Annotated in this window: 19 protein-coding genes, 2 tRNA genes and 1 other RNA gene; 12 read left to right on the top strand and 10 right to left on the bottom strand. The window is 52.4% G+C overall.

From position 1 onward, the window contains the following. Positions 1-3 precede the first annotated feature (3 nt). The 3 genes from ABC502_RS01070 to ABC502_RS01060 all read right to left on the bottom strand — a co-directional run bounded on the left by ABC502_RS01070 (position 4) and on the right by ABC502_RS01060 (position 2106). Positions 4-1656 carry a response regulator gene (locus ABC502_RS01070; RefSeq protein ID WP_330088111.1) on the bottom strand — a complete coding sequence of 551 codons (1653 nt, stop codon included), beginning with the start codon at positions 1654-1656 and terminating at the stop codon, positions 4-6. A gap of 269 nt (positions 1657-1925) precedes the next feature. After that, positions 1926-2001: transfer RNA gene (locus tag ABC502_RS01065), tRNA-Val, on the bottom strand. 29 nt (positions 2002-2030) lie between these two features. Then, positions 2031-2106: transfer RNA gene (locus tag ABC502_RS01060), tRNA-Val, on the bottom strand. Positions 2107-2306: 200 nt separating this feature from the next. Here ABC502_RS01060 and gltX point away from each other — a divergent pair. Further along, positions 2307-3719, top strand: a complete 1413-nt coding sequence (gltX, locus tag ABC502_RS01055) for a glutamate--tRNA ligase (RefSeq protein WP_330088112.1) — start codon at positions 2307-2309, stop codon at positions 3717-3719. Positions 3720-3878: 159 nt separating this feature from the next. After that, entirely contained in the window at positions 3879-4667 is a 789-nt protein-coding gene (locus ABC502_RS01050; RefSeq protein WP_330088113.1) for a DUF481 domain-containing protein, read from the top strand. A gap of 67 nt (positions 4668-4734) precedes the next feature. Here the strand turns inward: ABC502_RS01050 and serA are convergent, their stop codons facing one another. The 4 genes from serA to ssrS form a co-directional block, all read right to left on the bottom strand. Beyond that, the gene (gene serA, locus ABC502_RS01045; RefSeq protein ID WP_330088114.1) at positions 4735-5961 is read right to left on the bottom strand and encodes a phosphoglycerate dehydrogenase; all 1227 of its coding nucleotides are present in this window, start codon (positions 5959-5961) and stop codon (positions 4735-4737) included. Between the two features lie 90 nt (positions 5962-6051). Further along, positions 6052-6705 carry a ribose-5-phosphate isomerase RpiA gene (gene rpiA, locus ABC502_RS01040; RefSeq protein WP_330088115.1) on the bottom strand — a complete coding sequence of 218 codons (654 nt, stop codon included), beginning with the start codon at positions 6703-6705 and terminating at the stop codon, positions 6052-6054. A gap of 90 nt (positions 6706-6795) precedes the next feature. Beyond that, entirely contained in the window at positions 6796-7383 is a 588-nt protein-coding gene (locus ABC502_RS01035; protein ID WP_345914624.1) for a 5-formyltetrahydrofolate cyclo-ligase, read from the bottom strand. A gap of 28 nt (positions 7384-7411) precedes the next feature. Then, a non-coding RNA gene (gene ssrS / locus ABC502_RS01030) (6S RNA) lies at positions 7412-7594 on the bottom strand. 160 nt (positions 7595-7754) lie between these two features. On the opposite strand from ssrS, the gene ABC502_RS01025 reads away from it, so the two are divergent. From ABC502_RS01025 to ABC502_RS00985, 9 genes are all read left to right on the top strand, one after another. Next, complete coding sequence (locus ABC502_RS01025; protein WP_330088119.1) at positions 7755-8336, top strand: UPF0149 family protein; 582 nt, start codon at positions 7755-7757, stop codon at positions 8334-8336. A 32-nt stretch (positions 8337-8368) separates the two neighbouring features. Further along, entirely contained in the window at positions 8369-9730 is a 1362-nt protein-coding gene (gene pepP / locus ABC502_RS01020) for a Xaa-Pro aminopeptidase (RefSeq protein WP_330088120.1), read from the top strand. Continuing rightward, on the top strand, positions 9714-11003 hold the full coding sequence (gene ubiH / locus ABC502_RS01015) for a 2-octaprenyl-6-methoxyphenyl hydroxylase (RefSeq protein ID WP_345914623.1): 1290 nt from the start codon (positions 9714-9716) through the stop codon (positions 11001-11003). Before pepP ends, ubiH begins: the two co-directional genes overlap by 17 nt. Continuing rightward, positions 10990-12219: a UbiH/UbiF/VisC/COQ6 family ubiquinone biosynthesis hydroxylase gene (locus ABC502_RS01010; RefSeq protein ID WP_345914622.1), complete on the top strand. Its 1230-nt coding sequence runs from the start codon at positions 10990-10992 to the stop codon at positions 12217-12219. The genes ubiH and ABC502_RS01010 overlap by 14 nt, the downstream gene beginning before the upstream one ends. A 167-nt stretch (positions 12220-12386) precedes the next feature. Continuing rightward, entirely contained in the window at positions 12387-13481 is a 1095-nt protein-coding gene (gene gcvT / locus ABC502_RS01005; RefSeq protein WP_330127100.1) for a glycine cleavage system aminomethyltransferase GcvT, read from the top strand. Positions 13482-13604: 123 nt separating this feature from the next. Next, positions 13605-13994, top strand: a complete 390-nt coding sequence (gene gcvH, locus ABC502_RS01000) for a glycine cleavage system protein GcvH (protein ID WP_345914621.1) — start codon at positions 13605-13607, stop codon at positions 13992-13994. Between the two features lie 87 nt (positions 13995-14081). Continuing rightward, positions 14082-16976, top strand: coding sequence for an aminomethyl-transferring glycine dehydrogenase (gene gcvP, locus ABC502_RS00995; protein WP_345914620.1), 2895 nt, complete (start codon positions 14082-14084; stop codon positions 16974-16976). Between the two features lie 249 nt (positions 16977-17225). After that, a complete protein-coding gene (locus ABC502_RS00990; RefSeq protein WP_330127107.1) occupies positions 17226-18281 on the top strand; it encodes a peptidase M42 in 1056 nt (351 codons plus the stop codon). Between the two features lie 448 nt (positions 18282-18729). Beyond that, a complete protein-coding gene (locus tag ABC502_RS00985; RefSeq protein ID WP_345914619.1) occupies positions 18730-20583 on the top strand; it encodes a GGDEF domain-containing protein in 1854 nt (617 codons plus the stop codon). Positions 20584-20719: 136 nt separating this feature from the next. Here the strand turns inward: ABC502_RS00985 and ABC502_RS00980 are convergent, their stop codons facing one another. Continuing rightward, positions 20720-21289, bottom strand: a complete 570-nt coding sequence (locus ABC502_RS00980) for a gamma-glutamylcyclotransferase (protein WP_345914618.1) — start codon at positions 21287-21289, stop codon at positions 20720-20722. Positions 21290-21488: 199 nt separating this feature from the next. Here ABC502_RS00980 and ABC502_RS00975 point away from each other — a divergent pair, with 199 nt between their 5' ends. Beyond that, positions 21489-22304 carry a methyltransferase gene (locus ABC502_RS00975; RefSeq protein WP_345914617.1) on the top strand — a complete coding sequence of 272 codons (816 nt, stop codon included), beginning with the start codon at positions 21489-21491 and terminating at the stop codon, positions 22302-22304. A 191-nt stretch (positions 22305-22495) separates the two neighbouring features. Here the strand turns inward: ABC502_RS00975 and ABC502_RS00970 are convergent, their stop codons facing one another. Together ABC502_RS00970 and ABC502_RS00965 are read right to left on the bottom strand one after the other, a co-directional pair. Further along, complete coding sequence (locus tag ABC502_RS00970; RefSeq protein WP_330088129.1) at positions 22496-22846, bottom strand: hypothetical protein; 351 nt, start codon at positions 22844-22846, stop codon at positions 22496-22498. A gap of 304 nt (positions 22847-23150) precedes the next feature. Further along, positions 23151-24317: a methyltransferase domain-containing protein gene (locus ABC502_RS00965; RefSeq protein WP_345914616.1), complete on the bottom strand. Its 1167-nt coding sequence runs from the start codon at positions 24315-24317 to the stop codon at positions 23151-23153. Between the last annotated feature and the right edge of the window lie 266 nt (positions 24318-24583).

The following is a 24583-nucleotide window of genomic DNA, read 5'->3' as shown; positions in this document are numbered from 1 at the left end:
TATCTATGAATTTAATGGGGTTGATTCCCCAAAGCGGTCCGGGTGCTTTTCTTTAAGTTTTTGGAAGCGTTTTAGCTGCTCAGGATTCAGCTTGCCTTGTTCAATAATATCCAGGCAACGCAGGATCAAGGTTTCCTGCTGGTTCTCGTTCAAACCAGGTCGCCTGGGTGCAGATAAGATGGTTTGCAGTAAGTTAAGCGAGATAGCAGCACTCTTCGGCATAACCCGCAGCGCCAACTCAAAGGCTTTAAAGGCTTCCTGCCAGTTGCCATGCTGATACAGGTGTACGGCATTGTTGTTCAGCTCGCGTGCGCCATAAGGCATTCTGGCACGTTCCTGTTGTTCTTGCTGCAGGTAGGTACTGAAATAAGGATCAGCGCCTTCTCGCTGGCAGCGTTGGCTGATCTGGCGAAATAGTTTGTTAGCGGCTTCGCTCAGGCCAACTTCATGCAATGCTTTGGCTCTATCCAGCGCATCTTCTATCGAGTCATTATCCGGTACCTTTTGCTGCAGATCTTTTAGCAGTTGCTGCGCTTTATCTTTGTTATCTTTCAGGTACAGCAAACGTGCCTGAATAACTTCCTGCTGAAAGGCTTTATTGTTATCGGCAAACTGTTGGCGAATGGTGCTCAGGCACTGAGTGATTTGACGGTTCAACCGCATGTTTTGCTCATCATCTTGCTCCAGTGTCAGCGCAAAATCAATGCCAGCCCGAGCCATGTTCAAATACAGATCGGGTTGTTCGTGCATGGAATTACGAGAAAACTTCACCATACTCTTTGCTGCCTGGTATTGGGTTTCGTAATCGTGGTTGATGCGGGATAACTGCTGCAACTTTTGCTGACGAAGTAAGTTGCGGGGAGCCAAACTACTGGCTTGCTGTAAATACTGCTGAGCCGTATCAAATTGTTGTTGCCGAAACTCCAGCTCTGCCATGCAATCCAGTGCCTCAAGCCGGGTTTCAGGGCGCTTTGCTAACTGGTGCAGCAAGCCGATGGCTTGTGAGTCTTTATGTTGCAATAACAGTGCCCGCGCTAAGCCAATCCGGGCCCAGGGGAAAGGCTGGATATCCAACATGGAGTTGAAGAACTGTTCTGCGGCTTCAAGCTGGTCCAATTGCAACAATAAATCGCCTTTGACTTTAAGCAGTAGTGGATAAAAAGTGCTGTTTGCTGATTTCGCCAGATCGTCGTTGATGCTATCCAGAGCTCGTTCAGGCTGGCCACTATCCAGCAACTGGTAGATAGGTTTAAGCCGTTGTTTGCGTTTTAACACACGCTCGATACGCACTTCCAAATCGCCGATAACAAAAGGTTTGGCTAAAAAGTCGTCTGGCTGCAATTCAATGACACTGTAAACCAGGGAGGGATCTGTATCGGCGCTGATAAAAATAAACCCGGTACTGAGTTTATGCAATCCACGGGTTTTTAACTCTTCGTACAACTGAAAACCATCTTTGCCTTTTTGCAGGTTATGGGCACAAATAATCAAGTCGTAGTGGCGGGTTTTGCACAACTGAATCGCATCCTGAGCCCGGTCTGCCACACTGATTTGTTGATAACCTAACCTTTCCAAAGCAAACTTCAGGTAGCTTTGTGCCAGCGATTGTTCATCAATGATTAGGATCTGCACATCTTGTGAAATTGTGTCTACCATGAAGTTATTAACATCCGGCCAGGAAGAGCAAGGCATGGATCAACTATAGCAAGAGATCGGTAAAGTATTGAAGCAAAAAGATGGTCTGGCTGATAATAAAAAGGTAATAAAAATGGGAAAAGTTCAGCTGCACATTAGGTTGAGAAATAGTGTATTTTAAAATTCGTCATGCGGGAAAAAAGAAAACTGCTTCCCTTGCGTGGGCAGTAGGCATGCGAGAAATGGTTGAGTACAGCTAGTCTGAAGGTGGTGCATGCTTGCAGTTGAAATGGTGGATGATACTGGGTTCGAACCAGTGACCCCCGCCTTGTAAGGGCGGTGCTCTCCCAGCTGAGCTAATCATCCACTCTGAGAGAAAACTAACGAATTGATGATGGTGGATGATACTGGGTTCGAACCAGTGACCCCCGCCTTGTAAGGGCGGTGCTCTCCCAGCTGAGCTAATCATCCGCTGCATCAATGGCGCTCATTATAGAGTTCGCTGATTGAGTGTCAACAGGAAATTTTGAAATACGAAGCGGTTGCTGTAAAAAGCGTCACTTTGCTGTCATAAAGCACAATTGACTGCTGCGTGAGGTCAAAATGGCTGCGCTGTTGGCAGCAAAACTTGCTACAATAACGCCATTTCATATTGTTTACAGGAATGCGTTATGTCGATTGTTACCCGTTTTGCTCCAAGCCCTACCGGTTATTTGCATGTTGGTGGAGCACGAACTGCGTTGTACAGCTGGTTATACAGCAAAAAAATGGGTGGCAAGTTTATACTGCGCATTGAAGATACCGATCTGGAGCGTTCTACCCAGGCATCGGTTGACGCCATTTTGCAGGGGATGGATTGGTTAGGACTGGATTGGGATGATGGCCCTTACTACCAGACCAAGCGTTTCGATTTGTACAAAGAGGTGATCCAGCAGTTGCTGGATGCCGGTAAAGCTTATAAATGTTTTTGCACCATTGAAGAGCTGGACCAGATGCGCGAAGCGCAGATGGCAGCCGGTGAAAAACCACGCTACAACGGCATGTGGCGAGACAGAACCGATCATCCAACCGATAAGCCTTACGTGATCCGCTTTAAGAACCCGCAGGATGGCACTGTGGTGATTGATGATTTGATCAAAGGCCGCATTGAAATCGCGAACAAAGAACTGGATGATTTAATTATTGCCCGCACCGATGGCTCACCCACCTACAACCTGACGGTGGTAGTCGATGATTGGAAAATGGGCATTACCCACGTGATCCGTGGTGATGATCATGTCAACAATACGCCGCGACAGATGAATATTCTGGCGGCGCTTGGTGCACAGATCCCGCATTATGCGCATGTCCCTATGATATTGGGTGATGATGGCAAGCGCTTGTCCAAACGCCATGGCGCTGTTGGGGTCATGCAATACCGTGATAATGGCTTTTTGCCGGAAGCTCTGCTCAATTACCTGGTACGCCTTGGCTGGTCGCACGGTGATCAGGAAATTTTCAGCAAAGCCGAGCTAGTAGAACTGTTTGATCTGAAAAACTGCAATCGGGCGCCTTCCGCTTTTAATACCGAAAAACTGATTTGGCTGAATCAGCACTACATCAAAACACTGCCTGCCGAGCGGGTGGCAGAGGAGCTTGCCTGGCACCTTAACGATCAACAACTGGATACCAGTAAGGGGCCAGCCATTACCGAAGTGATTAAAGTACAGGCCGATCGGGTAAAAACCTTAAAAGAGCTGGTCCAGGTAAGCCGCTATTTCTACGAAGATTTCCGTAGCTTTGAAGAAACAGCAGCCAAGAAACACTTACGGCCGGTTGCGGCAGAAGCGCTACAACTGGTGCAGCAAAAGCTCACAGCTTTAACTGACTGGACCAGTGAAGCCATTCAGCAGGCAATTCACACTGCCGCAGAAGAGTTGGGGCTTGGTATGGGAAAAGTCGGCATGCCATTACGGGTCGCCGTCAGTGGTGCTGGCAATTCACCATCCCTCGACCTTACCCTGGCACTGGTGGGTCGTGAGCGCACCCTGGCTCGTCTTGATATGGCGCTGTCCTTTATTGCTGAGCGGGCAGAGCAATCCTAATCTGCAAGGGCCGGTATGCCCAAAGTGTGCCGGCCTGCTTATCTTTCAGCCAATATAATTGGCAATTCATCGGTTCGTCAGCAAATTACGGAACCCTGGTGTTGGCGTACTGTCTGAAAAGCTTTACAATATTTCCCTTTTCAGTGGCAAGGATTTCAGGTGGTAGCAGTGCGTAATGTTGCTTTGGCAACAGTGTATATTTTGGGTGCGTTTTCTTTTGCAGTACAGGCTGCAACTGAGCTATCACAAACCGACCAGGCCATGTTGCAACCTAAGCTGGGTGGCGATGTTGAGTTGGGGTTGCTGTACAGCAGTGGTAACACCAAAGCGACTTCGGTCCGTCTAAACACTGAGCTGGTGCATGAAATCCCTTATTTTCGTAACCGCTATCAGGTTCAGGGCTTAACCCGAACCAGCAAGGTGCGTAATGCCGATGACGGTGGCTATAATCGCATTACCTCTGGTCAACGCATAGGTCTCACCGGCCAGAGCAACTACAAGTTTGCTGCCAGTAATCAAAGTGGCTTTGGCCGGGCTGCCTATTTAAATGATCGCTTTGGTGCTTTCCGGGAGCAGGCATCCATCGCGCTTGGCTACGCCAACCGGGTGTTTGACCAAAGCCCCAGTTATCTGGATCTGGAAACCGGCCCGGGTCTTGGCTATCAGCGTCGGCAAAATGGTGACAGTGAAGGCGGCCTGATTTGGTTTGCGGCGGCCAACCTGGAATACAAAGTGTACCAAGGCACCCGCTTCCGCCAGGCGCTGGAAACGATTCTTTCGCTGGATGGTGAAAGCTCCAGCGTACTTAGCCGAAGCAGTTTAACTGCCCAACTAAATGGCCGCTTGTCGATGCGCTTTAACTTTGTGGTGAAGTACGACTCTAAACCCGATCCGGGCCGCTTTAAAACCGATACCGAAACCTCTGCATCGGTGGTCTATTCCTTTTAAAACAATAAAACCGGCGCTGCAGCCGGTTTTATTGTTTAAGCATGTCACTTGTCACTTGTCGCAGCTCTCAATGCAATACCCGCGCCCGCAGGGTGCCTGGAATTGCTTTCAGTTCAGCCAGTGCCAGCTCATAATCAGCCGAGTCAATATCAATCACCACATAACCGATATCAGCGCTGGTTTGCAGGTACTGACCGGCAATGTTGATCTGATGACGGGCAAAGCTTTCGTTGATCTTGGTGAGCATACCAGGCTGGTTTTTGTGAATATGCAGTAAACGGTGGCGGCCGGTATGCTCTGGCAACGACACTTCCGGGAAGTTGACTGCCGACAGGGTGGAACCATTGTCACTGTATTTCACCAGCTTACCAGCTACTTCGTAGCCGATGTTTTCCTGTGCTTCCTGGGTTGAGCCGCCAATGTGTGGGGTTAGCAGTACATTGTCAAAAGCCCGCAGTGGTGAGCTAAACTCTTCGCTGTTGCTTTTAGGTTCAACCGGGAATACATCAATAGCGGCACCGTTCAGTTTTTTACTCTCCAGAGCCTGCGCCAGTGCCGGGATATCCACCACAGTACCGCGGGAAGCATTGATCAGAATGGCGCCTTGCTTCATCAAGTCCAGTTCGGCTTCGCCAATCATGTTTTTGGTTTGTGGTGTTTCCGGCACATGCAGGCTGATCACATCGGAGGTTTTCAGCAGGGTAGAAAAATCCACCTGGGTGGCATTACCCAGCACCAGCTTGTCTTCAATATCGTAAAACTGCACCCGCATGCCTAAATGCTCGGCCATAATGCTCAGCTGGGTACCAATGTGGCCATAGCCGATAATACCCAGAGTTTTACCGCGGGCTTCATAGGAGTTGTTGGCGGTCTTTTGCCACTCACCACGATGGGCGGCAGCATTTCGGCCGGGGATACCACGCAGCAGCATAATAATTTCACCCAATACCAACTCAGCGACCGAACGGGTATTTGAGAAGGGGGCGTTAAAGACCGGAATACCACGCTCCAACGCCGCTGTCAGGTTCACCTGATTGGTGCCGATGCAAAAGCAGCCAATGGCCGTCAGCTTTTCGGCTGCGGCCAGCACCTTTTCGCTGAGCTGGGTACGGGAGCGAATGCCAATAAAGTGCACATCGCGGATTTTCTCAATCAGCTCGTCTTCAGGCAGGGAAGTTTTCAGGTACTCAATGTTGCTGTAGCCCTGGTTTTTAAAGCTTTGCACTGCACTTTGGTGCAGACCTTCCAGCAGTAAAATCTTGATTTTGTCTTTCGCCAGCGAAAATTTTTCCATGTTTTAGTCTCTTGTTGCAAAGTGCCTGTGGATGCAGACCCGCGGTTATTTACCCATACTGGCGTTAGCGGTGATGGGTATCATTTATTATTATTTTAAAATCGTGGTGCCGGCAGGGGTGCCCACCAACACTTTATCGGCAGCGCGAATGGCAAAAATGCCATTGGTTACTACCCCGACGATATTGTTTATTTGAGCTTCCAGCTGAATAGGGTGGCGAATCTCCAGATCATGCACATCCAGAATCACATTGCCATTATCGGTAGTGACACCGGCACGCAGCACGGCACGGCCACCAATTTTATTTAGCTCGCGGGCGACATAACTGCTGGCCATCGGAATCACTTCCACCGGCAGTGGAAAGCGCCCCAGGACCGGCACTTGCTTGCTCTCGTCGACGATACAGATAAAGGTCTCAGCCACAGCTGCCACGATTTTCTCGCGGGTCAGAGCGGCGCCGCCGCCTTTGATCATGTGTTTATCCGGGTTGATTTCATCGGCACCATCTACATAGACGGAAAAGCGGTCAATGCTATTCAGATCCAACACCGGAATGCCTAAGTCTTTTAGCTTGGCTGTCGATTGCTCGGAGCTGGAAACAGCTCCTTTGATCTCATGCTTGATGGTTGCCAGGGCATCAATAAAGTGATTGACGGTCGAGCCGGTACCAACGCCGACTACGGTATGGCGGGGGATAAATTCAAGCGCCGCCCAGGCCGCTTTGCGCTTCATATCATCAAGCATAAGGACACCTTAATTAGCCGTACAGATGGATATTTTTTAACTGGGCTATTATAGCGAACTGCGCGTCAGACAACAGCAGAATCGGGTCGATTATCGTAGAAAAATTGCATCCGGGGTACAAATGGCTGGCAAAGGAACATCCCAGGGTTCACTTGGGACAGCTGCTACTTGCTGACAGCTGTGGGCCAGGCCAATCAGCTTTGGTTGGCCATCGGCACTGCAGGGCGGGTAATGTGCCAGGGTACGGTCATAAAAGCCGCCGCCCATACCCAGACGATTGCCAAGGGCATCGAAGGCAACCAGTGGGGTGCAAATCAGATCCAGTTGCGCCACCGGGCGTACATCCGGACAGCTCCAGTCTGGCTCTGGAATACCAAAACGGTTGGCACGCATGGGAGTATTGGCCTGAAAATACTGAAAAATAAGGTGACCGGATGTAAAAGGATGCAGCAATGGCAGGTACAGCTGTTTGCCTCGTTGCCACAAGGCATGGATCAGTGGCCAGGTATCGAGTTCACCATCATTGCTTAAATACAGGGCAATATGCTGACAGTCGGGTAAAAAAGACAAGCCACAAAAGCGTTCTGCCAGCTGATGCGCTGCCTGCTGCTGCTGTATGGTACTGAGTTGTTGGCGCCGCTGGCGGATCAGTTGGCGGAGTTCATGGCGACTTGGCACCCTTTGCTTCCCTGAAATTGCGAAGGTTATGTTCTCCGAAGCTGCCGTGTCGGATGGTAGCCCTTGAACCCTGGGTTCAAGGCGGGAGTCTGATGCCGCCGTAGGCTTCCCGGTACGGGCCGGGCTTGCACAAAAGCGACAAGGTGAATCCCTTGGCAATCTGAATATCGGCTCAGGGACGTCGATCCAATCACCAACAGCTCAGAGAACACAATCAGTATAGCACCGGCCTGCGTCAGGATGAAAGGGCCGGGTGCTGAAAAGCTGTGCGGTTGGTAGCAACACAATCGGCATTATCGTTGGCTGCTTCTTGGCCTGAATGGTCTTCAAGTGGTAGGATAAGGCCATGCAAGCTTTCAGGTGATCCTAAAATGCCAACCCCTTATGTGTTGCCGTACGAGCAGTGGCTGCTTCGGATGGAAGAATCGCAGCTAATGGCCTCCCCAGCCGAGTTGCATGGCTTGGTCAGTGGTTTGTTGTCGGCCGGAGTACAGGCCGAGCAAAAGCAAATTCTGCCGGTATTGTACGATTTCCTCAACGACAGCCAGGCGGTACCGGTCGCGGTGCAAAAGCAGATTGTCGAGCTGATTGAAAAAACAGCCGAGCAATTGCAACACAGCGATTATTCTTTTGCCTTGCTGCTGCCAAGCGATGACGACAGTCTGATCGAGCGGTTGGAAGCGGTGGTGGAGTGGTGTCAGGCCTTTTTGGTGGGCTTTGCTGTACTGCAAACCGACTTATCGCTGGTGCCGGAGGATATTCGCGAAGCCATCGACCAACTGACCGAAATCACCCGGTTGGATGTGCACAGCAGCAGCGATTTTTCCGAGCAGGAAAACGAAGAGTCCTACTACCTGGTGCTGGAGCATATCCGCATTCTGGCGCTAAATTGCTTTCACGAAGTCGGCCTGAAGTACCAGCAAGGTGCGGCGCCGAAAAAGACCCTGCACTGAGCCGGCACTTATACCGGTGCTAAGGAAGAACCATGAACAGGCCCCAGGCTGAGCGTCGCCAGCGATTGCTGGCTGAGTTACCTGCCTCCTCGGTCGCGGTAATTGCCGCTGGCCATGAACAGACTCGTAGTCGCGATACAGAGTATCCCTTTCGTAGCAACAGTGACTTTTGGTACCTGACCGGTTTCCCGGAGCCTGATGCGCTGCTGATTTTAGCCAAAGATGCGGCTGGGAAGGGCAGCGAGCTGTTAGTGTGCCGCGATAAAGATGTAGAAAAAGAAGTCTGGCAGGGCCGGCGTTTTGGCCCCGAGCAGGCAGAGCAGCAATTTGGCATCGCGGCAGCCTCCATCAGCGAGCAGCAGGCGCAGTTAGTGGCTGCGATGAAAGGCAAACAGCAGTTGTGGTTTTGTTTTGGCGACGATCAAGCACTGATACACTTGCTGAACGAATGCCAACAGCAGATCCGTACTACGCCACGCCAAAGCGAGCTGGCACCCCAACAACAGTGTAATTTACGGCCGCTATTGAGCGAGCTGCGCCTGTTTAAAGATGAACACGAAATCAAGCTGATGCAGCAGGCCGCCAGCATCAGCGCAGCCGCGCACCAGGCTGCTATGCAGTTGTGTAAGCCCGGCATGCAGGAATACCAACTAGAGGCCTGCATACAGTACCACTGCGCTATGCAAGGCGCTCGTCACCAAGCCTACAACGCTATTGTTGGCGGAGGCGAGAATGCCTGCATTTTGCATTACACCGAAAATAACGCCGAGCTTCGCGCTGGCGATTTGGTGCTGATAGACGCCGGCTGTGAATTTGGCGGCTATGCCGCCGACATTACCCGTACTTTTCCGGTGAATGGCCGCTTTAGTACTGAGCAGGCTGCACTCTATCAACTGGTGCTGGATGCGCAGCTGGCAGCGCTGGCCGAAATCAAGCCCGGCAGCAGTTTTGCTCTGGCGACCAAAGCCTGTTACCAGATATTGACCGAAGGCCTGCATCGGCTTGGCATTCTTCAAGGCGAGCTGACGGAGTTAATCGAGGCCGAAGCCGCCAAACCCTGGATGATCCACAGCCTGGGCCATTGGCTGGGGCTGGATGTGCACGATGTTGGTTCTTATCAACCCAAAGGAGCCACGCCAGAGCCCGGCGCAAAAAACCGCCTCTTTGAGCCAGGTATGGTGCTGACGGTAGAACCCGGCCTGTACATTCCTAAAGGCAGTGATACCGATCCCAAATGGTGGGGCATCGGCATTCGCATTGAAGACGATGTGCTGGTCACCGCAGAAGGCCACCGCAATCTCACTGTCGCTGTGCCTAAAACCATCGCTGAGATTGAAGCCCTGATGGCCATGAATACCGCAGACGCAGGAAAGCAGTATGGCCAGTTTGACTGAGACTGCTGTGGCTGGAGCTGCCGTGTCGGAGGATATTGGTTCGAAAGTCGATATCGCCATCGCTGGTGGTGGTATGGCGGGGCTGACGCTGGCCTGGGCCTTGTTGCAGGCCAGGCCGACGCTGCGCATTGCGGTGATTGAGCAGCAAGCGGCGGTGGAGCGCTCGGTCAGTTTTGATAGTCGCAGCATTGCGCTGGCTGCCGCCAGTGTGCAGCAATTACAGGCCTGGCAACTCTGGCCGGATCTTGGAGCCAAAGCCTGTGCTATTCGCCATATTCATGTATCGGATCGGGGGCATTTTGGTAAATGCTACCTGGACGCCGACCAGTTTGGTTTAACCGAGTTTGGGGCTGTGCTCGAAGTCGAGCATCTTGGCCAATTGCTGCAGCAGCGCTTGCGCACTGTGCCCAAGCAGCAACTTTTGATGCTGCAACCGGATCAGATAGCATCCTTGCACCAACAAAAAGACCAGGTAGAGCTGCAACTGGCCAGTGGCAAACAGCTGTCTGCCAGGCTTTTGGTGGTGTGCGAAGGCGGCCTGTCACCCACCCGGCAACTGGCCGGCTTTGCACTTAGCAGCGAGCACTACGAGCAAACTGCAGTCATTGCCAACCTGGCGCTGGCCGAGCCGCATCAGGGGCGCGCCTATGAGCGTTTTACCGCCGATGGCCCGATAGCGCTGCTGCCATTGCCTGGTAAGCGCTACTCGCTGGTTTGGACTACCAGCCCGGCTCAGGCTACCAGCCTGATGCAGTTGAGCGATGATGAGTTTACCGCCGCCGCCCAGCAGGCGTTTGGCTATCGGGCCGGTGTTTTTACTAAAAGTGGTGCCCGTGCCAGCTATCCGTTAACACTGCGGCGCAGCGACAGCCCGGTGCGTCATCGCATCGCGCTGCTTGGCAACAGTCTGCACAGCCTGCATCCCATCGCTGGTCAGGGTTTTAATCTGGCACTGCGCGATATCGCGGCTTTGGTGCAGCTGGTGCAAATGGCGCAACAAACGCCTACAGCCATTGGCGATTACGCCATGCTGCGGCAGTACCAGCTGGTGCGCGAGGCCGATATGCAGCAGGTGATGACCCTGACCGATGGGCTGGTGCGTTTGTTTTCCAACCGCTCCCGGCTGGTGGCACTGGGCCGCAATCTGGGCTTGCTGGGGATGTTGCTGTGTCATGACTTACAACAACCACTGGCCCGTCAGACCATGGGCTACAGCGCCATGCAGCGGATGCAGGCGCAGCTGAAGGAGTACTCAAACGATGCAGCATTGTGATATCACCATCGTTGGCGCTGGCAGTGCCGGCCTTACCTTGGCGTTGTTGCTGGCTCCGCTGAAGCTGTCCATCCAGCTGGTAGAAAAAGGCCCGGCTCCGGAGCCGGCAGCTGTAGAGTTTCAACGGGTCAGTGCGCTGAACCTGGCATCGCAGCGCCTGTTTGCTCAACTGGGGATCTGGCCGGGGCTCAGCGAGCAGCTGGCCGCTTACCAGCAAATGGAAGTCTGGCAAGCCGATAGCTTTGGCCGGATTGGTTTTTCCGCCGAAGAGCAGCAATTACCTGCCCTTGGCTGGATCTGCGACAACGAACAGATTCGCCAGCAGCTGTATCAGCGCGTTAGGCAAGCGCCCAATGTGCGTTGTCAGTTTAACGCCGGCATTCAGCGTATCAGTCAGGGCGAGCAAAATGTGGCGTTGCAGCTCGATAGTGGTGAGCTGCTGCTAAGCCGATTGCTGGTGGCGGCCGATGGTGCCAACTCCTTTGTCCGTGAGTCGCTGCAACTGCCGCTGACGCATTGGGATTATCAACACCATGCGCTGGTAGCGACCTTAACCAGCACCGAGCCACATCAGGCCACAGCCCGTCAGGTATTCTGGCCGGATGGCCCGCTGGCATTATTGCCGCTGCCGGACAGCCGCCAGGTGTCCATTGTCTGGAGTGTACCGCCCGAGCGGGCCCAGGCACTGCAGGCACTGCCAGCCGATGACTTTGCCAGGGCAGTCACTGCTGCCAGCCAATCGGTGCTGGGGCCGCTGCAGCTTGCCAGCACCCGGCAGTTGATCCCGCTGCGGATGCGCTACGCCAATCAGTGGGTGCAGGGCAGGGTGCTGCTGGTGGCTGATGCTGCGCACAGCATTCATCCGCTGGCCGGTCAGGGCATGAACCTGGGTCTGATGGATGTTGCTGCATTAGCAGAACTAATCTCAGAGCAGCTGGGGCAGCAGCTTGAATTCGATTGCCCACGCATGCTGGCCCGTTACCAGCGTTGGCGAAAATCCGAGGCACAGAGCCTGATCCTGGCGATGGAAGCCTTTAAACGAGGCTTTAGCGGTGGCGCCCTGCTGCCGAAATTACTGCGCTCTGTCGGTATGACCTTACTGGATCAGCAAGGTGGCCTGAAACAACGCATGATGGCGCTGGCCCTTGGTAATCAAGGCGATCTGCCCAAATGCGTCCGGCCTGATGCAAGGCGGGCCAGTGGTGTGGTTGAGTAGCGCCCGGGCCGCTTGAATCATTGCATTATAAAATCTAATTGAAAAGGGGCTGTTGGCACCCGGCTGCATCCGTTATAATCGGTGCATTCTTAGTCGGTCTGGCTGCATAAGTGATTGCTTTGCCGCCTTGATACCGCCGCTGCGCGACAAAGCACTGGGAGCATCGAATGTCACAACAAGCTGCATCACAACACACCGTATTACACGCCAAGCACCTGGAAGCCGGTGCCAAGATGGTGGATTTTTTCGGCTGGCACATGCCAATCAACTACGGCTCTCAGATTGAAGAGCATCATGCAGTGCGCCAGGATGCCGGTATGTTTGACGTATCGCACATGACCATCGTCGATTTAACCGGTGCCCGTACCCGTGATTTCCTGCGCTTTTTGCTGGCCAACGATGTCGCTAAGCTGACGGTGCCTGGCAAAGCTCTGTACACCGCCATGCTGAATGAAGCCGGTGGTGTAATTGACGACCTGATTGTCTACTTCCTGCAAGAAGATTACTTCCGTATTGTGGTGAACTCCGCCACCCGTGAAAAAGATTTGGCCTGGCTGAACCAGCATGCACCTGCGTTTGAGGTGACTGTGACCGAGCGGCCGGAGCTGGCGCTTATTGCTGTGCAGGGCCCCAATGCCAAGGCCAAAGTAGCTACCCTATTGGATGCCGATCAACAGGCAGCCGTGGCAGGCATGAAGCCGTTCTTTGGTGTGCAAAGCGGTGATTTGTTTATCGCCACCACCGGTTACACTGGTGAAGATGGTTACGAAATTGCCATGCCGGAAGCCAAAGCCGCCGATTTCTGGCAGCAACTGCTGGAGGCTGGGGTAAAACCGGCAGGCCTGGGTGCCCGTGATACGTTGCGCCTTGAAGCCGGTATGAATTTGTACGGCCAGGATATGGACGAAACGGTCTCGCCACTGGCTGCTAACATGGGCTGGACCATTGCTTGGGAGCCAGCCGATCGCAACTTTATTGGCCGTGCTGCGCTCGAGCAGCAAAAAGCCGCCGGCACCGACAAACTGGTGGGCCTGGTGATGGAACAAAAAGGTGTGCTACGCCATGGTCAGCGCGTGGTGGTTGAGGGCGGGGAAGGCATCATTACGTCCGGTACTTTTTCACCGACTCTGGGCTTTAGCATCGCGATGGCGCGGGTTCCTGCCAGTGTGGGCGACAGCGCCGAAGTGGATATCCGTGGCAAGCTGGTGCCTGTCAAGGTGATAAAACCGGCTTTTGTTCGCATGGGCAAAAAACTTATCTAAACTAACAGGTGGTTGTTTGTACAAAAGCTGTACAAGCCACTGCCTGCTGTATCACAATAAACTGAAACCGTCTGTGCACGCGGACAAACGACTAAAAGAACAACGTCAGGTAAGGAATTAAACATGAGCTCTATCCCTACAGAATTAAAGTACGCTTCTTCCCATGAGTGGGTGCGTCACGAAGGCGACGGCATCTACAGCGTTGGCATTTCTGAGCATGCACAGGAACTGCTGGGTGATATGGTGTTTGTGGAGCTACCGGAAGTCGGTGATACCGTTTCTCAGGGCGACGACTGTGCAGTTGCCGAGTCGGTCAAAGCCGCTTCAGATATTTATGCGCCACTGTCTGGCGAAGTGGTCGAAGTGAACGAGTCGCTGGCCGATGCGCCGGAGCAAGTGAACGCCAGCCCGTACCATGATGGCTGGATGTTCAAAATCAAAGCCTCTGATCTGGCCGAGCTGGATGAGCTGCTGGATGCTGAAGGCTACCAGAACGTGATCGACGAAGAGTAAAACCAATCTGTTGCTGCGTAAGCCCCGTATTATTCGGGGCTTACCTTTATAGGCTGTACACTTTTGTATTTATAGGACACATCAAGCATGAGCAACCCTGCTGCTAAAACGCTGTCGCAACTTGCGAATCACCAGGAATTCATACAACGCCATATTGGCCCGGATGCCAATGAAACCGCCGCCATGCTGGCCGAGCTGAATGTCGGTTCGGTGGAAGAGCTGATTGCGCAAACCATTCCGGCCGATATCCGTTTACCAAAGCCGCTGGCCATTGGAGACAGCCGCAGCGAGGCCGAAGCCCTTGCTTATTTGAAGTCCGTTGCTGCCAGGAACAAAATTTTTAAATCCTACATTGGTATGGGCTATCACCCGACACTGACGCCGAACGTGATCCTGCGCAATGTGCTGGAAAACCCGGGCTGGTACACCGCTTACACCCCGTATCAGCCGGAAATCGCTCAGGGCCGTTTGGAAGCACTGCTGAACTTCCAGCACCTGACGCTGGATTTAACCGGCCTGGAGCTGGCCAGTGCGTCTTTGCTGGATGAAGCCACCGCCGCTGCCGAAGCCATGGCGCTGGCCAAGCGGGTGTCGAAAAACAAAAAATCCAACAGCTACTTTATTGCCAACGATGTGCACCCACAAACACTGGACGTGGTGAAAACCCGTGCCGAGATGTTTGGCTTTGATATCGTCACCGGCCCGGCCAGCGACGCTGCCAAGCACGATGTGTTCGGTGCTCTGTTGCAATACCCAAGCAGCAGCGGTGAAGTACGCGACGACACTGCCCTGATTGCCGATTTGCAGGCCAATAAAGCCATCGTTGCGGTTGCCACTGATATTATGGCGCTGGTACTGATGAAATCCCCGGGTCAACTGGGCGCCGATGTGGTGCTGGGCTCAGCGCAGCGCTTTGGGGTGCCGATGGGTTACGGCGGCCCGCATGCCGCTTTCTTTGCTACCCGCGATGCTTACAAGCGCTCGATGCCAGGCCGTATTATCGGTGTATCGAAAGACCGGCTCGATAACAATGCCCTGCGGATGGCGATGCAAACCCGCGAGCAGCATATCCGCCGCGAAAAAGCCAACTCCAACATCTGTACCGCTCAGGTGCTGCTGGCCAATATGGCGTCCTTCTACGCCGTCTACCATGGCCCGGACGGCCTGAAAACCATTGCCGAGCGCATTCACCGCTCCGCCGATATTTTTGCTGCAGGCCTCAAAGCCAAAGGCGTTGAGCTTTTGCACAACCACTGGTTCGATACCATCAGCTTTAAAGTAGCCGATCGCGCTGCCGTTATTGCCCGCGCACTGGCCAAAGAAGTGAATTTGCGCACTGATCTGAGCGATAGCCTGTCGGTCAGCTTCCACGAACTGACCACAGCGGCTGATATCGCTGAGCTGTTCGCCATTGTGCTGGGCGATAGCCATGGTCTGGATGTGGCAGCATTGGATGCTGAGCTGGTGCAACAGGGCTCGACCTCTATCCCTGCCAGCCTGCTGCGTCACGATGCGATTTTGCAGCACCCGGTGTTTAACCAGTACCACTCAGAAACTGAGATGCTGCGTTACATCAAAAAGCTGGAAAACAAAGATCTGGCATTGAACCATTCGATGATTTCTCTGGGCTCCTGCACCATGAAGCTGAACGCCACCGCCGAGATGATCCCGGTCACCTGGCCGGAATTTGGCGCGCTGCACCCGTTCTGTCCACTTGATCAGGCACAAGGCTATGGCCAGATGATCACCGAGCTTGGCGACTGGCTGGTCAATATCACCGGTTACGACAACATCTCGATGCAGCCGAACTCCGGTGCTCAGGGCGAATACGCTGGCATGATTGCCATTCGCAAGTACCACGAAAGCCGTGGCGAAGGCCACCGCAATGTCTGTCTGATCCCGGTTTCTGCCCACGGTACTAATCCGGCGACAGCGGCCATGGCCAACTTTGAAGTGGTGCTGGTCGATTGCGACAAGTCCGGCAACATCGATATGGCCGATTTAAAAGCCAAGGCCGAGGAAGTATCGGACCGGCTGGCGGCCATTATGGTGACCTACCCGTCGACCCATGGCGTCTTTGAAGCCAGCATCCGTGAACTGTGCGAGATCGTGCATGCGCACGGTGGTCAGGTCTATATGGACGGTGCCAATATGAATGCTCAGGTGGGGTTAACTTCACCTGGCTTTATCGGCTCGGACGTGTCGCATTTGAACCTGCACAAAACCTTCTGCATTCCGCACGGCGGCGGCGGCCCTGGCATGGGCCCCATTGGTGTGAAAAGCCATCTGGCACCGTTTTTACCGAATCACCCGGTGGTGAAAATCCCAGGTACCGGTGCGCAAAACGGTGCAGTATCGGCCGCGCCTTACGGCAGCGCTGGTATTTTACCGATCAGCTGGATGTACATCGCCATGATGGGCAGCGAGGGCTTAAAGCAAGCTACATCCATGGCTATTCTGAGCGCCAACTACATGGCGAAGAAGCTGGATCCGCACTTCCCGGTACTGTACCGCGGCAGCAACGGCCGGGTGGCGCACGAGTGCATCATTGATATCCGTCCACTGAAAGAAGCCAGTGGCGTTACCGAGATGGACATCGCCAAGCGTCTGATGGACTTTGGTTACCACTCACCGACCATGAGCTTCCCGGTCGCTGGTACCCTGATGATTGAACCCACCGAGTCGGAAAGCAAAGCCGAGCTGGATAAGTTCATCGAAGCCATGACCACCATTCGTGCTGAAATCGCCAAGGTAGAATCCGGTGAGTGGGCGCTGGACAACAACCCGCTGCACTTTGCCCCGCACAGCATGCAGGATGTGTTCAGCAACGACTGGAACCGCGCCTACGACCGCCAGGTCGCTGCTTTCCCGGCCGCCTTTGTCGCCGAGAACAAGTTCTGGCCAACCGTGACCCGTATCGACGATGTCTATGGCGATCGCAACCTGGTGTGCGCTTGTCCAAGCCCGGAGGCTTATCGTTAATTCCGGCTTGCCTGTTGTTCCCATGAAATAAGTCGTTTAATGGGAATAAATAAGTCGTTTAAAGCCCACTTCGAGTGGGCTTTTCGTTAGGTGAATTTAACTCGAAGGCTTTACAGTAAATAAGAGCTATTCAGCGGTTGCTTGATGCGGCAGAGAGAAATCCGCACAATCCCCGTAAAGCAGATTTTCTTTGCATGGAGCGGCGATTGGCCTGAATATAGAAGCACAATTTTCTGTTCGGATACCACCATGACTGAGTTAAATGAACTGCTCGATTTGCTGAAAATATTGATCCGCGAGCCCAGTGTGGTGGGCGCTGAACATAGTTTTTTCAGGGTGCTGCAACGGGAGCTGGAAGAGCGCGGCGCAAAGGTTACCTGGTATGAAGGCTTACTGGTCGCACAGGGCAATGCCCCCTTCAGCACTATGTTTTCTGCGCATATTGATCGGCATGGGCTTATCTGCACGGGTCCCGATGAATTTCAGTATGCTGCTTTTGTGGCAGGAAACCGCTCCGATTTGCTGGGAAACTCCGTATCCGAGCAGTTAATCAATAAAATTGTGGACCGTTTTGATACTACGCCAGTGATGGCGTATGAGCCCTGGTCCGGTGCCTACCGCGGTAGCGGTAAAATTGCCTCAAGTTATGTCTGTGAGCGGCGTAACAACCTGATTTTCACCCTTGAGGGAATGTCCCATTTGGTCGCCGGCACGCCGGTGGCTTTCGCCGACAAACTCAGAATTGGTGCTGACAGCATCAGCGGTCAACTGGATAACGTGCTCACTGCCGCCTATTTGGTGCACTTGTTTAGTTTAGGTTTTCAGGGCACCGCCTTTTTTACGGCACAGGAAGAGGCAGGGAAGAGCTGGCGCTATCTGCTGGAATGGTTCCGGCGCTTTGGGAACACCACCAACCGGCTGGTCGTGGTGGATACCAGCCCCTACCCGGACAGAAAGGAGGCAGATCGCCAGCAACTGGTATTGCGACACAAAGACGCCAACGCCAGTTTCGATGCGCAACTGACCGACACTCTGGCCGCTTTGTGCCAGGCAGCAGGGGTTAGTTACAGCTTCAAGGATGAATACATTGAACAGAAAAATGCGTTGTTAGCACCCGGCCAATCTGCTCAGTCACTTGGCAGTACCGAAATGGGCAGGATTATCGCCGCCTCAGCGGGCGCTGTCACCGGTACCACACTGCAGATCCCCACGACCGGCTACCACACCATGGAAGAAACCGCGTCACTGACATCCTGCGAGGGATTTCTGATCCTGCTTAAGCGTCTGGCAGGCCTGGCTTCGTGAATTTCTAACCCTATCTTACAGCAGAAAGCACAATCATCCTCTAAACTCTGAAATATACCACTTTTGTACAAGTAAGGTAGTTTGGGAACGATGACCAAGACACCAGATGAACACGGGTTGCTACCATGACAGTTTCCTGAATTTGTCCCTGCTAAGTTGTCAGAGTGAAAAAGAAAGCGTGAACTATTCAGGAGCTTCATCATGACATTGTCTGCTAACTTTTTTTACGCAAAAAATTTGAAACGTTCCATCGAGAGTGAGGCGACCTGGCTCATTTTTTTCTTTGAAATACCTTTATTCAAACGTACATCTTAATATTGGCTCAATGTGTGGTTATCGCATCGAAGACAATACAACGCCACCGACCAGACAAGTGGGGATTATGGATTAGTTGGCCACTGGACGCATGCGGGGAAAGATCCTGAGAATGTCTAGTTTGGGAGGAAGGATGAGAAGTTTTTTGCAGTATATCGTGCTCTTTAGTTGTTTGTGTATTATTCACCGGCCAGGGTTGGCTAGTTGCCTCGGAAGCGAAGATGCTGAGATTGATGCACTTGCCAAGGACGTTGGCCGCCAGCCTCACAATGCTTTGCAAGCGATTGAGCAGGCATTGAGCCCGGAGCGTAAACTTTCTCTTGAACGTCGCACATGGCTCGAAGCTGCCCGTGCCCAGGCCCAGCGTATGACTGGGCAGGAGATGCTAGATCTGACGCAAGCGATTGAAGAGGCAAAAGCATTGTCAGCAGACCATCCTGCGCGGTTGCAGTTGTCTATCTTTGCTCTTTATGGGGCAGATATGTCTGTCTCTACCCGCGAGCGTATCGATGTTTTGAAATACCAGCTTTTGCAGCTTCCGCCTAATCAAGCGGCAACCTTGTGCCTAAAGATACGCCTTGCTTCGGTGATGGCCGACTATAACTCCCTGAATGGTGATGCCTTTCAACTTGCTGCTGATGCCTACCGAAATGCAGATAGCGAGCAGTTGGGATGGATGCGTGCTGAGGCTGCCTCGGTACTGGGCCAGGTGGTGCTCAGAACCGATAGCGACTATGCACGGACATTAAGTGAAGAAGCACTGAGCTATTTTGAGTCGCAGGCGATGCATGACATGGCCGCTAACGAGCTGTTTATGGATGCTATGTCTTGGTCTAAAGAGCAAGACACGGACTCTTTACTCAATGCAGAGCAGCAGTTCCGTCGTTCTGCTGCCGCTGCGAGATTAGCCAATAACTCCTTTGGCATAGTGTACGCAGAGGCCGGACTTTGTGATGTGTTGGGGCGGCTAGGGCGTGTGCAAGAAGCTCTGCAATACTGCAGCGTCAGTGTCGAACAACTGAAAGGCGTAAACCATGTGACTTACTTCGACACTATTATCAATTATGCGGCGGTTTTGCTGGCGGATAATCGACCAAGTGATGCGATGGAACTGCTTGCTTCTTTATCAACGGACTGGCCTGGCTGGGCGACTGGTTTTTATGGTTATCGCTTTTACTCTGTCAGAGGGCATGTGCATGCGGCGCTGGGTAATGCAGAGGAGGCAATTGCTGATTTAAAGTCTGCACTGCATGAATTGCGGGGTTATGAAAGCAGTACCAGGGCTCGCAACAACCGTTTATTCCAATCGCGCTTTCGTGTTGAACAATTGGAGCAACACTTGGAACTGAAAGCACGTGAGACTCGGGAAAAGAATCAGCGTAACCGAATACTGTTGATTACCGGTTTAGTTGTGCTAGCTCTGCTTAGTGTTATTGTTATCATACTGATCAGGTATCAACGCCTGTATCGCCAGATGGCCTTCATGGATCTGTTAACTGGGGTACCGAATCGCCGCTACACTGAAGCGCGCGCCCAGGAAGTGCTCGAGCAGGCGCGTGCGCGGCGTCAGCCTCTTCATATCGTACTGCTGGATCTTGACCATTTCAAAACCTGTAACGACCGCTACGGCCATGATGCTGGTGACGAGGCGCTTAGGCGATTTGCCTACGTGGCTAAGAATGTGATTCGTCCTGGTGATCTGTTTGGGCGCTGGGGTGGTGAGGAGTTTCTTTTGGTACTGCTGGGCACCGACAGGAATGCCGCTACTGCGGTGCTAGACCGTCTGCGCAGCGCAGCTGCAGCCGAGCGCCTGAAACTCGCCCCAGACTACTTGCTTCAGTTCAGCGCAGGTGCCGTCGAGTTCGGGCATGGTACGGAGCAGTTCAACGAGCTTTTAACGATGGCAGATCAGGCACTTTATCGAGCAAAGTCTGAGGGGCGAAACCGGAGTTGCTTCATTACTACCAAAAGTCAGGAGCAGAATTAGTAAGATCAGAAAAAATAAAATAGGCTACTTACATCAGATCTCGAGTCTCCCAAAAACCCCAGCCAGAGTGCTGGGGTTCTCGTTATTTATTTCTGGGGAGCCGTTTCCGATAAGCCCACGAAACAGGTGGGGACAGCTATTTAAGCAGCTTTAACAGCTGCTGCTCAATGGCAAATACATGCTCGTCCTGCTCATCCATCTCCCTCAGTGCTTGTGCCAGTTGCAACAGGTAGTCGCTGTTGGGGCCACTTGGCCCTTCGCTGCTGGCAATATGGGCGGCGATAGCGGCGTCCGTGTCTGGGCCCAGATAAGCCTCATTATCGGCGCTGGCTAAATACACCAGGCCTTGCGTTTGCCCTGGCTCGTCCAGCCAATGCAACTCAGTAAATACCCGCAGGTAGCCGTTTTTTTCACGGTGATCGAGGTGTTCAAAGGTATCGGGTGTTACTTCATAGGCCATGCCAGCGCAGCGGGCGCCTGGAGCCTCGATCAGGGTGAGTACCCGGCCTGGCGCCTGTGGCGTGCCACGATGATCATGCGATCCCTGCCAAAAGCGGCGTTGCCAGCCATAAATACAGGCGGGTTTGCATTGCAGGTAAGGAAAATCCGCCTTGTAAATCAGGGAGCCATAACCAAACAACCAGACGGAATCAAGGTGATCCAATGGCTGTAGCTGTTTGTTCAGGGCAATGGTGTTGTGCGACATAAAGCTCCACTCTGGCAGACAAAATCATGGCTGGTGCCTGACATAGTAACAATTTTATCGCCGGTCGTGATCAGGCAGTTGTATGGCTGGCTAAAAACACTTTTAAAAACAAGCGAACAGGGTTACCTTAGATCGATACTTTTCTATGGATGCACCTCAATGGATGCACCTCAATGGATGCACCGAACAAGGACTGGGTATGCTCACTAAGTTCGCTCGTTTAAGCCTGTTGCTGCTGGCCAGCCAGGTCAGCTTTATTGCCTCGGCCGATATCAGCCAGGCGCTGCAGCACGAAGTGCGCAGCGAAGCCAATAAAGTGCGGGACGATGCCCGCAAACCAGAACAAACCCTGCGCTTTTTTGGTGTAACGCCGCAAAGCACCGTGGTGGAAATATGGCCGGGTGCTGGCTGGTATACCGAGGTGCTGGCGCCCTTGTTGGCAGAGCAGGGTAAACTATACGCAGCGCACTTCTCAGATGCTTTTACCTTGCTGAGCTCCAATTACATGCAAAGCGTTCGTTCGGACTACAGCAAGAAGCTGGCCAGCCACCCGGTGTATCAAAATGTCACCCTTACTGAGTTTGCGCCCATCGCCGATATGACGATAGCGCCGCCTGAAAGCGCTGATTTTGTGCTGTCTATCCGCAATCAGTTTTATATCTTTGAAGGCGAGCAGTCGCTGCGCCATGGCCTGGCCAGTTTTTACCGGGCACTAAAGCCGGGTGGGGTACTGGGGGTGGTGGCACCGCTGTTGCCCGAAGATAAGCTGGAAACCGATTGGCAAGGCTCTGGTTATGTGCCCAAACAGTTATGGCTGGAACTGGCGGCAGAAGCCGGTTTTCATTTCGAGGCCAGCAGCGATTTGCTGCACAACCCCAAAGATACCGCCGACCACCCAGACGGGATCTGGTCACTGCCACCAGCTTTAGCAGGCGGTGAAACCGATAGAGAAAAATACCTGGCTATTGGTGAGGCTCATCAGATGGTGTTGCGGTTTAGAAAGCCTGTTGGTTAGTCGGAGGGAGGCACTATTAGGGATAAGATTAATTTTTTTCTGACCCCAAAATTAAGGCTACCTGCTGTCCAGATAGCCGCGGTCATAGAGCAAATCATGCATTGGGTTGCCGAGCTGGATTGGGCTGTGATCAAATTGAAAAAGAGCTGATACTATGAGCTTTAAATTCGTGGGGATCCCTCAGGTGAATATCAATCATTATTAAGTCTGAAAGGGTGATCACACGGAACTTGGCGTAATTTATAAGCTTTATCTATTTGATCATGATAGTGCTCATCTACGCTCATTAGCGGCCAGTTGCTCTCTTTTATTAGTTCAAGTTCATCAAGGGCACATGAAATTCGGGAGTTCAGTATAAGAACAATCTCATCATAAGATCTTTGACGTGACGCCACCACATAATAATCGACTGAGTTATTTACCGCATAAATTGTCTGAGTAACCATCAGCCTAGCAACAAAATAATAAGTAGTTGCTCCCCATGCCAAAAAAGCGCCTAATACAAATGCCACTACAAGTTTAAATTTTGATGTTATATTCATTTTTTACTCACTATGTTTGTAGATTGCCCCAATTAACTTAGTGCAAGTTAAATACAAATTAAATATCGGGGTAAAATATCGGGGTCAGATAAAAATTAACCTCTTAGCTGTTCTTTAGGCCCGCAGGCCTAACTCAGGAATCGAGGTTAAGCTGCTTTTTGGCTGAGAATCTTTTGCAGTAGGGTGGCGGTTTATTTTCAACCTATTAATCCTACTGGATTAGGATGTATAGCAGCATTCACACTTAAATATCAGTTAATCCCGCTGCAGTAGGATTTATCGATTCGACAGGTTAATCAAAACACTAACATCGAAGTACAAACATCTGATAAGCAAACTCAGCGCCGTACTGCTGGTAGATGTTGATTTCTTGCTGGGTATCCAGCAACGCCCGTGAATTTGGTAGCTGCGGTTTCATCGCATCAATGCGCTCTTGCAGCGGCTGGTAGTAATTCTGCCAGGCCTGGTCGCTGAGTGAGAACTGATCCACCAGCTGATAGCCTGCCTCCTGCATTCGTTGGATGCAAGACGCGATGTTTTGCATATCCGGGTAGCCTTGCTGCCAGAAATCACGCGCTTCGGGGCTTGGCGTATCTGTTAGCCAGACCAGCTCGCTTAGTACCAGATAACCACCAGGTTTTAAGAATGTTTTCCAATAGCGCAGCGCTTGCACCAGTCCCATGATGTAGGCAGAGCCTTCCGACCAGATCGCATCAAAGCTTTGTTTTGCAAAAGGCAGCTCCGTCATGCTGGCGCAAAGTGCCGTCACCCGCTTGGTGAACCCCAACGCTTGCAGTTGCTGCTGCAAAGCCTCAAGAGCCGTAGGCTCGTTGTCGATTGCGGTGATGCTGGCAGTGCTATGCTCAGCCAACAGGGTGGTGGCAATACCTTTGCCGCAGCCAATTTCCAGCAGGGTAGCTGGTGGCGGTGTCAGCAGTGCCAGTGCCCGCAAAGTATCCTCCGCGCTGCCTGGCGCCCAATAGTTTAAGCCCTGATAGACGGCCATAAAGTCCGCCATGTATTGTTCGTGTTCGTTCATATCGTGTGATAACCATTTTAAGCGCAAGGCTTCTTTTTCAGTGAAGCCCTGCTGTTTTAGCCAGGAAAAATGAGCATCCGGCGCTGCCTGGTCAATGGCCTGATGCCAGGCCCGCAGCGTTGAGTGCCCTAACAAGCTGGCCAGCAAATGCCGCGCCTGCTGTTTTTGTGCTATTTCGTGATCCAGTTTCTGCAGACGGGCCTGCAGCAAACCCTGGTTTAATTTGGCATCGAGACAGGCTTTGCACTCGCTAAGCGACAAGCCTCCCGCCTGCAGTTGTTGCAGCAAATACAGTCGCTGCCTGTCTTGCTCGCTATAGAGCCGATAGCCATTGCTTTGGCGTTGCGCGCGCAGCAATCCCTGCTTTTCGTAATACAACAAAGCGGTACGCGATAGTCCGGCCAGTTTGGCCAGTTCAGATATTCGATACATCGCCGGTTCCTTTACCAAAGAAATTGCAGCATAAACTATAAAGTTATAGACGGGTCAAGCCATGATGTGTGTTTAGCTGTGCTTTAGAACCGCAGCCGAACTCTGGCATCGAGGTTACACTGTTTTTTGGTTTAAACTCTATTTGTCAGGCACTTTTTAATCTCATCAACTAAAATAGATTTGTTATTGAGGCGCTACACAGTTGAGCACTGGGCTTCAGTGGTAAAAGCCTTGATGAATTTAGGTTAATCCACTTGAGCTGAAGG

The sequence above is a fragment of the Alkalimonas sp. NCh-2 genome (genome assembly GCF_039631345.1).
GTDB lineage: Bacteria > Pseudomonadota > Gammaproteobacteria > Enterobacterales > Alteromonadaceae > Alkalimonas > Alkalimonas mucilaginosa.
This window is presented reverse-complemented; position numbering and strand designations above follow the sequence as displayed.